The organism is Flexistipes sp. (assembly GCF_036172515.1).
Classification (GTDB): domain Bacteria; phylum Chrysiogenota; class Deferribacteres; order Deferribacterales; family Flexistipitaceae; genus Flexistipes.
This window is the reverse complement of sequence record NZ_JAXKVW010000001.1, coordinates 49,770-62,405: the sequence shown is the minus strand read 5'-3', so window position 1 is coordinate 62,405 and position 12,636 is coordinate 49,770. Positions and strand designations below refer to the sequence as shown.

The window sequence follows — 12,636 nt, the reverse complement described above, 5'->3', positions numbered from 1 at the left end:
TATGGCTAGCACCAGTCTTTTAGACTGGTAAATATGTTTACATTCTATTTAGCTATCGCTGATAGACAGTATGTATGTAATTGTCACCTCGAGCGAAGCCGAGAGGTCTCTTTGCAATATAACAGTAGAGATCTCTCCGCTCCACTCCGTTCCGGTCGAGATGACAAAAAGTCATCCCTCGCCCCGTTAAATGCCACAGGCAATCAGTGAAGCTGATATTTAACAGGGCGAGCGAAGCCGAGGGATCTCTATCTATATGCAATAATTTCTGCATCTCTACTTATTCGTTATTGGAATTGGTTCCCAACGTTGAACGATTTATTCTCCAACATTTACTTCAGCTGCTTTTGAGATTTTTTCTTCCAATTGTGCCAGATTAAACGGTTTAATAAGGGTTTCATAAAATCCGTAATCTCTATAATTGTTTATAACAGGATCAGAGGCATAGCCGCTGGTTAATATAACTCTTGTATCCGGTGCAATCTCCAGAATTTCTCCTATTACATCTTTAGCACCTTTTCCATTTTGTACGCTGAGATCCATTATTAAAATATCAAAATAGGTGCCCTTTTGAAGGGATTCTTTGAATATTTTCACAGCTTCTTTACCTTCTTTTGCTGTTACAGCTGAGTGACCAAGAGACTTGAGCATTTCTGCTGCAAGCTTTCGCAACATTTCATCGTCATCCATAAACAAAATATTTAGTTTTTTTGTGGTTGTCCTTCCATTGTCAGGTTTTGAATTGTTTGCAGCAGGCAGGAATATGGTAAATGTTGTACCCTTGCCCGGTTTTGAGTCCACTTTGATTTGGCCATTGTGTTTGTTTATAATACTGTGGACAACGGAAAGTCCCAGCCCCTTGCCGATCTGCTTGGTTGTAAAAAACGGGTCGAATATTTTATCTACTATGTTCAGCGGTATTCCCTTGCCTTCGTCACTGAAAATAATTTTGACGAAGTATGTTTCTGCATTATTGCTGCCTGACCGGGTAACATTTTCAGCACTTATCTTTATTTTTCCCCCATCGGGCATAGCTTCAACAGCGTTATGTGTAAGACTGTCAAACACTTGTGCAGTCTGATCTCTGTCCGTTTTCACTGGCCAAAAATTATCAGGGAAGCTGAAGGTCGCTTTTATATTTTTACAATCTGTGAGTATTGAAGATACAGTTTCCTGTACCAACTCCCCCAGAGGTACGATTTCAGGAACAGGCCCGCCGCCTTTGGCAAACGTCAGCAGTTTTGATGTAAGCTCTCTGCTTTTGTCCATTGTATTCTGTGCTTTTTCAAGGCTTGATAAAGCTGGATGGTTATTCGGGAGTTCAAGCTTTGCAATTTCAATATTTCCGTAAATTCCTGTAAACAGATTATTGAAGTCATGTGCTATACCGGCTGCAATATTTCCGAGCTTTTCGAGATTTTCTATTCGCTGCTGCTCCTCCTCGGCTTTTCTTCGCTCTGTAACATTGGAAAATAATGCGAGAATATAATTTTTGTCTTTAAATTTATAGTTGCTTGTTTTTATGTCGACGTAAACAATCCCGCCGTCTTTGCGAAGACACGGTATATTCAAAGTGACAGGGTTGTTTCCTTTTACCTTATCCCGGAAATCGGAGATTACGTACTCCTTATATTCTTCCGGGTGCAGCTGCGGAACCGTCATTTCCCTCAATTCTTCTTTTGAATAGCCGAGCATATTACAGACAGCCGGATTCGCAAATACGATTTTCATATTGCTGCTTTCTGATACGAGTATACCTTCGGAAACCCTGTTGAACAAACCTCTGTAACGCTCTTCACTTTCAAGCAGCTCTTTCTCTGTTCTTTTGCGTTTTTCAAGTTCCTCTTCGGTTTCAAGGCGAAGTTTGTTAAGTTTATCGAAAATGCCGCCGATAAGCAGTACGCCTATTAGTAAAGAAAGGGAGATAAGCATTGCCACAGTTTCAGCAGCCAGGTCTATCGGTTCGCCGTTTGGGGAAAAGGATTGGTACAGAGGTATTAATCTGCGAAAAACCATGAGAAGCAGAGCGGCTGCTATGAAGATCCATGCGTAGAAACGGCCGGTTTTTTTAATCAGACGAAGAGCAAGGATGGCCGCACATATCTGAAAAATTATTGAAAGAGTGAGTATCGTATACGACATAAGTTAACCATAAGATAAATTTTTGTTTTAGGCCGGAAACAATTTTATACAGAAACCGTACAGCGCTGCATGCATTGAGTATAACCAAAGAATCTGATGCAAATTAAAAGAGTAATGATAAAAAGTCAAACAAAATTTTTTAACTAACTTTTAACAATACGCTTTTTCAGATTTTTCGAATTGAAAATAATGCAGTATGCCCTCCATTGTTGTGCAACTATTGATTTACAATTGTTTAACTGACTGCTAATTTAGCGAATGTTCTGGGTCAAAAAATTTTATTATTTTATTACAAACAACTATCTCAGGGGGTTAAAACAGTTTAATATCGCAATGCCGTTGCTGCATGTTTTGTTCCTATTGATTTTCGGAGTACTTGCTTCATTCACAGGGTTTTATGCAGGCATATTTCACTGGGCTTTTGAGAAAAGTATATTCTCCCCTTTTTATCTCCTGATTCTGTTTGTTTTCCCGTCATTCCTGGAAGAGTCTTTTTTCAGAGGTTTTTTGATTCCGATTGAGACGGCTAAAAAAGGCCGTTCATCTGTTATTAAGTATACAATACTCAGTTCGCTGGCATTTGTATTATGGCACCCTGTTAACGCTTTTCTGCTTAATCCCGGTGCAAGAACTCTTTTTTATAATCCGTTCTTTTTAACAGTTGTGTTTTTATTGGGTATTTTTTGCAGTCTGAGCTATATTTTTTCCCGCTCATTATGGCCGGCTGTTATTATTCACTGGATTGTTGTGGTTGCCTGGGTGGGTTTTCTGGGCGGCAGAAATCTTGTTTTGCAAAATCTTTCCTTTTGAAAATATTATTGATAATTTTGAAAAAACCGATTAATTAGATTTTATTGTTGTCAGGAGGCGTTTATGAAAGTCGGTTGTGTGAAAGAAATTAAATCTCATGAGTATCGTGTGGGAATTACACCTTCCTGTGCTGAAGCTTATATCAGACACGGGCATGACGTTTTTATTGAAACCCGAGCCGGGGTAAATGCCGGTTATACCGATGAAGAATATAAAGCTGCTGGAGCACTTATTATCGATGATAAAAGAAAGATTTTTGATGAATGTGAAATGATTGTCAAGGTGAAGGAGCCTTTGAGGCAGGAGTGCGAACTTTTCCACAGCGGTCAGATTTTATTCACGTTTCTCCATCTTGCCTCCAACGAGGAGCTTACTCAGAAGCTGCTCAGAGCTGGGATTAAGGGTGTTGCCTATGAAACAATTGAAATGGAAAACGGACAGCTTCCCCTGCTAAAACCCATGAGCGAGATTGCAGGCAGGCTTAGTATACAGGAAGGAGCAAAATTCCTGGAAAAGCCTTTCGGCGGCAGAGGTGTGCTTTTGGGAGGAGTACCGGGAGTTGAAAAAGGAAAAGTCGCTGTTTTGGGCGCCGGAGTTGTCGGTACCAATGCGGTGAAAATGGCATACGGGCTTGGGGCAAAGGTGACTGTGCTGGATATTAACATTAACAGACTTGAATATCTTGACGATATCTTCGGCGGGCGTATCGAAACACTGTACAGCAGCAGAGCTAATATAGAGAAGATTCTTGCCGAAAGTGACCTTTTGATCGGTGCTGTTTTGATACACGGTGCAAAAGCACCGCATTTAATTAAAAGGGATGATCTTAAAAATATGAAAAATGGAGCTGTTATTGTGGATGTGGCGGTGGATCAGGGCGGATGTGTTGAAACATCAAAACCCACTACACACGATAATCCGGTTTTTGTGATTGATGATGTTGTTCATTATTGTGTTGCAAACATGCCGGGAGCGGTTGCCCGGACAGCTACACAGGCACTTACAGGTGTTACCCTGAAATACGGTCTTGAGATAGCGGATAAAGGGTTGGAAAAAGCAGCCAGGGAAAATAATGAAATTGCTGCCGGTATAAATCTCTATGAAAGCAAACTTACTTACAGGGCGGTGGCCGATGATCTGGGGCTTGAGTATACAGATTTGAGAAAAATTATTTGATTTCATAAAAATTTGAAGGAGCGTTGATATGGAGACTTTTAATGAAATTGTGAGTGCTGTCGGTTCTTTTGCCTGGGGGCCGGTGATGATCGCCCTTTTGTTTGCCACCGGTCTGTTACTTTCCATCGGTACCAAGATTGTTCAGTATCGGAAAATCGGATATGCATTCAAACTGCTTTTCTCCCGGAAGGTTGAAGGTGATGGGGATATCAGCCCCTTTGCAGCGCTGATGACGTCACTTTCCGCTACAATTGGTACGGGAAATATTGCCGGGGTGGCCACAGCTATTGCTATAGGAGGACCCGGTGCGGTTTTTTGGATGTGGGTCACGGCTGTGCTGGGCGGAGCAACAAAATTTTCCGAAGCGGTTCTGGCTGTCAGATACAGAGTCACTGATGAGCTTGGTGAAAAATCCGGCGGTCCGATGTATTATGCCAGCAGAGGGATGGAGGAAAAATACGGTGGTAACTGGAAATGGCTGGGTTCTGCTTTTGCGTTATTTGCATTTGTGGCATCATTCGGTATAGGCAATATGGTGCAGTCCAACTCCGTGGCTGATGCAGTAAACCAATCCCTCGGTGTCCCTCACTGGGTCAGCGGAATAGTAGTAGCTGTTGCTACTGCGCTGGTTGTTATCGGCGGTATCAAAAGTATTGCAAAAGTTGCAGAAGCCATAGTTCCGGTAATGGCACTGATTTATGTTGCCGGATCACTGTGGATTATATTTGCCAATTTAGAGTTTCTTCCCCGGGCTTTCGGCTGGATATTCAGCAATGCATTCAACGGGAATGCTGTAGGAGGAGGCTTTTTGGGTACCGTTGTGAGAATGGGGGTTGCCCGCGGCGTTTTTTCCAATGAGGCCGGATTGGGAAGTGCCCCGATTGCACATGCAGCCTCAAAAAATAACGACCCTGTAAGACAGGGGATAATAGCATCTCTCGGCTCTTTCATTGATACGATTGTTGTATGTACGATGACCGCACTTGTTATTATGATTTCTCCCGTTATGAAAATTGGAGCAGATGGATTGATGGTGATAAATAACGGTCTGAATGGTGCAGCACTTACCACGGCTGCTTATAACCAGGCTTTGCCCGGGGGATTCGGGCAGTTTATTGTCAGTTTCGGTCTTGTATTCTTTGCCTATTCCACCATTCTTACGTGGTATTTCTATGGATACAAGTCACTGGAATACCTTACAAACGCCAGAGTGGCGTCCTATTATAAGTGGGTGTGGGTTGTGCTGATTTTTGTGGGAGCCACAGTTCCTTTGAGTTTTGTATGGAGTATTTCCGATGCATTCAACGGATTGATGGCTATCCCAAATCTTATAGCACTTATTGCACTGAGTTCGGTGGTTTTTGGTATGCTGAAGGACTATGAGGGCAGGCTCGATAAGCGGGGAGAGTAGTTTTTATAGATGTCCGGGGAAAGCTTCTGATAATCCCGGACTTTTTTAAGTATATTGTTTTATTTTGCCAAAATGCCTTCCAATTCTCACACTTCGTAAGTGTGGGCACTTTGTTTTTTTGGGGGAAAAAGCCTTGACAACTCTCAATTATAGAACAATTTTTTAATAATGAGCAGATTAAGAATAATTATAAGGAGGATGTTTAACCATAAAGCCTCTTTTTAAGATATTAAAAAGGAGGTAGCAATGTTTGCTAATTCAATGTTCAAAAAAGCTTTTATAGGTAAAATTGCGGACTGTCTTAACGGTGAAAGGGAAGGTTTGGAGAAGTTTTTGCAGTTTTACAGAAAAAGCGACATTCAGCTTGACCCTGCTGATCAGAATTTTATCGAATCTCTGGAATCATCCATTAATAAAGACACAGCGTTTGCCAGAATGTTTTTGCGGGTGGGCAAAGAAACGTCGCGTTCTTATCGTAAGAAGCTGATTACTAATCTTATCTATAACCACTTTATTACAGGTAAAGCCAAAAGGAGAGAACTTAATAACAACTTAGGGGATGAGGAAGATATTGTGCCTGGCTTCATCGTGGTCAGCCCCACAATGAGGTGTAATCTGGATTGCGCCGGCTGCTATTCGGGGCTATATTCGAAGGATAACGAATTAACGGAAGAGGAGCTTGATAATCTTTTTGCACAAGTTAGAGATATGGGAATACATTTTATTGTTATTTCAGGCGGCGAACCTTATATTCTGAAAGATACATTACTAAAATTATTCAAAAAATATGACGATATGTTTTTTCTGACCTATACCAACGGAACGCTTATTGATGATAAAACGGCTTCAGAATTAGGCAGGCTCGGCAATGTTGCTCCTGCAATAAGTGTCGAAGGCTGGAAAGAGGAAACCGAACACAGACGTGGAAAGGGAATGTGGAATAATATTTTGGACACTATGGGCAGATTGCGGAAAAACGGAGTGCTTTTCGGAATCAGTGTTACCGCCACCCGGAATAATATGGAAGAGGTCACCAGCGAGGAGTTTATCGAATTTTTTATGGACAGAGGCACTATATTCGGCTGGTACTTTATGTTTATGCCTGTGGGCAAGGATCCTGTTCTGGAGTTGGTTATGACGCCGGAGCAGCGTTTACGCTGTGGTGAGCGGGTAAACCATCTAAGGGAAAAATACCCCATGTTTCTGGCAGACTTCTGGAATGACGGACAGGCCGTGGGAGGATGCCTTGCTGCAGGAAGACGGTATCTCCACATTCTTCATAACGGCAATGTTGAGCCCTGTGTTTTTGCTCATTTCGGTGTTGACAACATTCGTGAAAAACCACTGCTTGAAATTGTCAATTCTCCATTTTTTAAAGATATACGCAGAGAGTTCCCCTATAATGAAAAGGGCAATCTGAAGCGGCCATGCATGATTATCGACAACCCTAAGGTGTTGCGAAGTGCTGTGCGTAAGCACAATGCTGTTTCAGGTCACTCTTCCCCGGACAGTCTTGTTGATGATCCTTATATAGCGCAGTGGATGGATGAATATGCAGAGCGGTTTGCCGAGCTGACGGATCCCGTTTGGGAGGAAATGATTAATGATCCGAGTAACCGGTGGTATAGAGAAGGAAAAGAATTTCAGGAACTATTCAGCTACTCCCGCTCTCTGGAAAGCAACGGACACAGATAAGTTTCCCAGATGAAAGATGAAATTATTGATTTTATAAAAACGTGCGTTGAAAAATATGAATACAAAGGAGCTGTAATCGGCATCAGCGGCGGACTCGATTCAGCTGTAACTGCAAAGCTCGCTGCTGATGCCCTTGGCAAAGCCAGAGTGCTTGGTTTGCTTATGCCTGAAAGGGATTCCGCTGCTGAAACTCTGACTGATGCTGAAGAAGTTTGTGATTTTATTGGAATTGAACGCATCGTAAAGCCTATTACAAAAGGATTGAAGGCAATAGGGGTTTACGACCTTGAACCTTCAACACGTTTTGTCCCCCGAAAAATACAGGAACTGTATGTCAAAAAACGTATAGAGTCCACAGAGGGCGATGTTTATCTGAAAGATTTAAGAAATGAGGGGGATGATGATTTTAGGAAAGGGCTGGCATATTATCGTGCAAAACACCGGATGCGTATGGTGTGTCTCTACCTGGAAGCTGAGCAGCTTAATTATGCTGTATTGGGTGCTGCTAACCGCACAGAATATGAAACGGGATTTTTTGTTAAATGGGGGGATGATTCTTCAGATATAGAGCCGATCCTTCACCTTTATAAAAAGCAGGTATATGAGCTGGCAGAACAGATTGGTATTCCGGAGAAAATTCGCAATAAACCGCCTTCCCCCGATCTCATCCCCGGTGTTACGGACGAACAAATGCTCAAAATGAGCTATCATGAGCTGGATTCCATTCTTTCATCGATGGCCAAAAGGGAAGATCTCAGTAATTTCGATACTGTGAAGGTTGACCGGGTGAAAAAACTAAAGAATAATACCGCAAAGAGAAAGGTTAAAAATCTCTCACTTTTAAACCGGTAAGCGGGAGATGCCGTGATGCGTAATGAGTAATGAGTGGTGGGATGCAAGCGAAATGCACACCAAATAGCCGATATAGTATAGTGGTTATAAAAATATTAGAGGTTTTTTATGAAAAAAATTCTCAGTATTGACGGAGGGGGAATCAGAGGAATTATACCGTCTATGATACTTTCTGATATCGAGAAAAAAGTTGGTAAACCCGTGGGTGAATGTTTCGATCTGATTGCCGGAACTTCCACAGGGGGCATTCTTGCACTCGGGCTTTCCAAAAGCAATGCCGATGGCAAGCCGATGTACTCAGCGGGAAAACTTGCCGAAATTTACAGCAAAAGAGGAAGAGAAATCTTCAGCCGGTCATTTTGGAAAGGTGTTTCTTCGGTGGGCGGTCTGACCGATGAGCTGTATCCTGCTGATGGGCTTGAAAGACTCCTTGATGAGTATTTCGGCAGCGATGTTCTTGGTGATTGTTTAGTAAATACTATTGTTACGTCATATGATATTCAAAACCGGGCACCTGTATTTCTAAAGAGTTGGCGGAAAAAACACAGTAATGTTCTTATGAAGGATGCGGCGAGAGCCACTTCGGCAGCTCCGACCTATTTTGAACCTGCCCTCGTTAATATTGAGGGTGAGGATAAGGCTCTGGTTGACGGCGGTGTTTTTATTAATTCTCCCTCCGTTTCAGCCTTTGCAGAGGCTATAAGAATATTTCCCAAAGAAACCGATTTTTTTGTTCTCTCTTTGGGTACGGGCAAGCAGACACGTCCTATTACGTATAAAGAGGCAAAAAACTGGGGGAAAGCCGAATGGATGCTGCCGGTTATGAGTTGTATGTTTGACGGTGTGTCCGATGCTGCTGATTATCAGATGAAAAAACTTCTTGGTAAAAGTTATATCAGGCTGCAAACGGACTTGACAATAGCCTCGGATGATATGGACAATGCTTCAAACGGTAATGTGGAAAATCTTAAACAGGAGGCGGAAAGACTAATTCTCAAACATAAAAAGGAGCTGAATCGTTTATACAAGATACTGTAAAAATAAAAGCTTTGAATAAATCCGGAAGCAGGGCTTAAGCCCTGCAGGTGTACTGGACTCTGTTCGGAAACAAAATATACCCCCTCTCTACATCTCCCCCTAATCCAGGGGGAGAAGAAAGTCCCTTCCCCTAACTTAGAGGAAGGGTAGGATGGGGTATTTATTTAAAGTTATTAAAATAGAAGTAATTTTCTGATAAACTAGTTTTGCTGAGTTTTATGTGCGGACTCTGTTAATTATCTCCTCCACGATTATTTTTAATGTGCCGTAATTCTTGTTTTCAGGATTGATTTCCACTCCAAATCTGTTTCCCATTGTCCAGATAACGGTTCCTTCTATGGCAGTGTGAGTCTCATCTGTTGAAATTATGGACAGTCCCGGAAAATTTTTGAGTGATTTGCGAAGGTCGATTTTCATTTTATCATTAGCTTTTAAAGAAATGCTGTCTCTGTCTGCTTCGCACTGAACCCCGCCAAGACTTAAGTCGTTAATCGTTATTTCGGTATCTTCTGGTAAATGAGATCCGGATATTTCAACAAGATCAGCACTCATTTTCAAAGGATACCTTTCACTTCTCCTGTTGCTTTTTTCCAGACCGTAAATTGTGTTGGTAAGTATTTTCAGACTGTCCTCGGATATTTGAACAGAGCAGTCAAAATTGCTGCAGCTTTTACATTGTAAAGCGGTGTCATCTGATATGTTTTTTTCAAGACTGGTAAAAAGATAAAAAAGATTGTCCTGCAGGAACAACAGCTCTGTTGAGCTGGTATTAATGTTGGTAACCCATATGCCGTAAACTGACAAATCTTCATTAATACAGTATATGCTGCAACCTATCACATAATAATTATCTATACCTAACATATTCCTTCCTGTGAAAATTATTACTTATTATTCAAGTTTCGCACTTACACTGTTTTCACGTCTTTGCGAGGAGTGAAAACGACGAAGCAATCTCACTATTTTTCTTGTTTTGAGATTGCCACAACCCTGTTTCCACAGGGTTTCGCAAGGATGCCTATGGCTAGCACCAGTCTTTTATTAGCAACCTCCCAAAATTTTTGTACTTATGCTATTTGACAATACTTTATCTTAATATCGGGGTTTTCGCTCATAAAGATACCCCAATATTAAACACAGTTGTATATTTATTCGTTATGTCGTTTTATATGGCAGAGATTTCTCACTTTGTTCGAAATGACAACAATTTATGTCATCCCGAGCGAAGCCGAGGGATCTCTATCTATGTACTAACAATATCTGCGTATTTTCATAGCTCTAAAAAATGGGAGGGTGCCAACAGTCTTTTAGACTGGTAAATATGTTTAACATTCTATATATTCGCTAAAAGCGAATGCTATACAAAATGAAGTGCGAAACTTGATTTATTAATAATAGCATAATATCTTTGCAATATTTAAGAGATTTTTTGAATATTTGGCCGGATATAATTTTTAATCGGTAACTGATAAGCTTGAGATGAATGATTCCGGAAATCTTTTATATTCATCAAAATGATCGTAAAATTCTTCCCATGCCTGCTTTTCTTTTAAATACTGTTTATAGTAATAACTGTTGTCTATATGATCAATTACGTTATTTAATCTATCAGATAAATTCAGCAAAAACTCTCCAGCGTTCGTTTCATTTTCTTCTGCCAGAGTGTAAGCTTTCAGTAATGCTCTGAAATATATAATTATATAAGGAGTTTTGCTTATGAAGCAGGATGTGAAAGGGAACAACTCCTCTTTTATATAATCATATTTGTTTAATATTTTATCAACATAATAGCTGAACAGTAAAATCCGCTCATAATCACCGACCATTTTTGATGTTTCCGATTTTTCTATCGTCCTTTTGACCAGACTGTGTTTATCGTGCCTCATTACCAGGGAATCGCTGTGGTAGTATCTCAGGTATTTCCCATCCACTTTCTTATCTATAACAGAGAGAATAAAAGCCTGATCTTCAGCTCTTCCAATAAAACCAGGTGTAAACGGTTTATAGCTGATTAAATCTTCCACCAGTATGCCGTTGGTGCCTCCGGTGACATGGTATCTTATTATCGGATTATCTCCATTTTTGTATCTTGTGCCCATTTCTGCAATTGTCGATATATACTGAGGTTTCTGCGAGTTAAAAATAAATTTATCGTATGCCATTTGCGAACTGTCCGGTTTTTTGACATCGGGAACAAACAGAGATTTGTCTATATCATAATCATTCACCAATGACCCGGCAATCATTCCAAGCCTGACTTTTTCACCATTACTGTCTGTACCGGATGCACCCCAAAAATCATCTTTGAAATTTTCAAAGGCATACTTTCCGGTGTATTTTTTAAGGGTTTTTTGGTCAAATACCTGATCCAAATCTATTTTGAATGTTGCCTTTATATTTGAATCCACATAATATTTCCAGAAGGCGGCAACTGCTTTTAAAAAGCTGTAATGTCTCCCGTATTTGCCCTGAACCCCGATAGTTTCCTTTATATTGTTGTATTTTTCATTATCGCCGGGGAAAATGAGGTTTAGCATTTTGCCCACATCTTCTTCCGTAAAGGCATATACTTTTATCCGGTCTAATTTGTAATTTTTAAGTATTTCTCTCAGATAATCCTTTGCAATCGTATTCAGAGAATCATGGGTGCAGCTCACGGATAAAACAACTGTGACTTTTTCGTCTGTTGCAGCAGAAAGTGACTCGTTTAATTTTGTCAAACCGTAAATGATTTCATTCTCTGAGTCCGGCGCATCTACCGGCACAGGGTGGTCGTACCAGTATTTCTGTTTTTCATTAAAATCAATCTTTCCCACAAAAGCGTCTGGAAGGTTATTGGAGTCTTCAGGCATGGTTAAAAGGGCATTAGCTGTTATCAGAATTTCTTTATAAGGATTTTTTACCTGATTTTCAGATTTCTTCGTGATATGTACTCTTCTTTTTTTGCGAATAGCTTCTATTGTTTTTTCATAATCCAGCAGATTTTCAGGGAAAAATATTTCCTGAATTCGTCTTATTTTTTCATTTTTACTCACTTTGAAATCATAATGTTTTTTAATAATAGCATAGTCTGATGCCGCTTTTTGCCGAAGCTTTACAAAAAAAGAGTCCACTGTGTTGTTGCCGGTAAGTTTGCCGGATTTGTTGTTCAGATAACCCTTAATCCTGATCTGTGTTTGATTACTACTATTTTCATCTAAAAGTAATTGTCCGATTTCTGCTGAAAATTTTTCAAAAGACATAAAAATACACCTATAGGCTTACTTGTTTATTTTTTGCCAGATAATACTGAATACTTCAAGCTCCAAACACTTTTTTTCATACCAACCCCAGTTGAATAAATGGCTTAGCAATTTGCTTTAAGCATTCAACAGGACAAGCCCTAACCCTACTATCTTAGGAGGGGAGCCGGTCTCTCCCACTATTTTAGGGGGAGATTAAGAGGGGGTACATTCATTGTCAAATAACAGTTTTCTGTCACCTCGACTGTAAAAATTGACATATCGAGCGAA

The 12,636-nt window shown here is 40.5% G+C and carries 9 protein-coding genes; 6 read left to right on the top strand and 3 right to left on the bottom strand.

The annotated features are described in order from the left end of the window. Positions 1-318: 318 nt before the first annotated feature. Complete coding sequence (locus UMU13_RS00245) at positions 319-2,142, bottom strand: hybrid sensor histidine kinase/response regulator (RefSeq protein WP_328216211.1); 1,824 nt, start codon at positions 2,140-2,142, stop codon at positions 319-321. Positions 2,143-2,400: 258 nt separating this feature from the next. Between UMU13_RS00245 and UMU13_RS00240 the strand changes: the two genes are divergently transcribed. The 6 genes from UMU13_RS00240 (at position 2,401) to UMU13_RS00215 (ending at position 9,124) form a co-directional block, all read left to right on the top strand. Beyond that, positions 2,401-2,952, top strand: coding sequence for a CPBP family glutamic-type intramembrane protease (locus UMU13_RS00240; protein ID WP_328216209.1), 552 nt, complete (start codon positions 2,401-2,403; stop codon positions 2,950-2,952). Positions 2,953-3,015: 63 nt separating this feature from the next. Then, complete coding sequence (gene ald, locus UMU13_RS00235; RefSeq protein ID WP_328216208.1) at positions 3,016-4,128, top strand: alanine dehydrogenase; 1,113 nt, start codon at positions 3,016-3,018, stop codon at positions 4,126-4,128. A gap of 28 nt (positions 4,129-4,156) precedes the next feature. After that, positions 4,157-5,539 (top strand): alanine/glycine:cation symporter family protein, encoded by a 1,383-nt coding sequence (locus tag UMU13_RS00230; protein WP_328216206.1) that lies wholly within the window; start codon positions 4,157-4,159, stop codon positions 5,537-5,539. A gap of 246 nt (positions 5,540-5,785) precedes the next feature. Beyond that, positions 5,786-7,234, top strand: coding sequence for a radical SAM protein (locus UMU13_RS00225; protein WP_328216204.1), 1,449 nt, complete (start codon positions 5,786-5,788; stop codon positions 7,232-7,234). Positions 7,235-7,243: 9 nt separating this feature from the next. Continuing rightward, entirely contained in the window at positions 7,244-8,086 is an 843-nt protein-coding gene (gene nadE / locus UMU13_RS00220; RefSeq protein ID WP_328216203.1) for an NAD(+) synthase, read from the top strand. Positions 8,087-8,194: 108 nt separating this feature from the next. Beyond that, positions 8,195-9,124, top strand: a complete 930-nt coding sequence (locus UMU13_RS00215; RefSeq protein WP_328216201.1) for a patatin-like phospholipase family protein — start codon at positions 8,195-8,197, stop codon at positions 9,122-9,124. 216 nt (positions 9,125-9,340) lie between these two features. Here UMU13_RS00215 and UMU13_RS00210 read toward each other — a convergent pair whose 3' ends face one another. Together UMU13_RS00210 and UMU13_RS00205 are read right to left on the bottom strand one after the other, a co-directional pair. Continuing rightward, a complete protein-coding gene (locus UMU13_RS00210; RefSeq protein ID WP_328216199.1) occupies positions 9,341-9,988 on the bottom strand; it encodes a PilZ domain-containing protein in 648 nt (215 codons plus the stop codon). Between the two features lie 590 nt (positions 9,989-10,578). Continuing rightward, positions 10,579-12,366, bottom strand: coding sequence for a hypothetical protein (locus UMU13_RS00205; protein ID WP_328216197.1), 1,788 nt, complete (start codon positions 12,364-12,366; stop codon positions 10,579-10,581). Positions 12,367-12,636: the final 270 nt, after the last annotated feature.

Excerpts from the sequence above, each read along its gene's own strand:
- UMU13_RS00245 (WP_328216211.1), bottom strand. The coding sequence starts at position 2,142 with ATGTCGTATACGATACTCACTCTTTCAATAATTTTTCAGATATGTGCG.
- UMU13_RS00240 (WP_328216209.1), top strand. The coding sequence starts at position 2,401 with ATGTTCTGGGTCAAAAAATTTTATTATTTTATTACAAACAACTATCTC.
- ald (WP_328216208.1), top strand. The coding sequence starts at position 3,016 with ATGAAAGTCGGTTGTGTGAAAGAAATTAAATCTCATGAGTATCGTGTG.
- UMU13_RS00230 (WP_328216206.1), top strand. The coding sequence starts at position 4,157 with ATGGAGACTTTTAATGAAATTGTGAGTGCTGTCGGTTCTTTTGCCTGG.
- UMU13_RS00225 (WP_328216204.1), top strand. The coding sequence starts at position 5,786 with ATGTTTGCTAATTCAATGTTCAAAAAAGCTTTTATAGGTAAAATTGCG.
- nadE (WP_328216203.1), top strand. The coding sequence starts at position 7,244 with ATGAAAGATGAAATTATTGATTTTATAAAAACGTGCGTTGAAAAATAT.
- UMU13_RS00215 (WP_328216201.1), top strand. The coding sequence starts at position 8,195 with ATGAAAAAAATTCTCAGTATTGACGGAGGGGGAATCAGAGGAATTATA.
- UMU13_RS00210 (WP_328216199.1), bottom strand. The coding sequence starts at position 9,988 with ATGTTAGGTATAGATAATTATTATGTGATAGGTTGCAGCATATACTGT.
- UMU13_RS00205 (WP_328216197.1), bottom strand. The coding sequence starts at position 12,366 with ATGTCTTTTGAAAAATTTTCAGCAGAAATCGGACAATTACTTTTAGAT.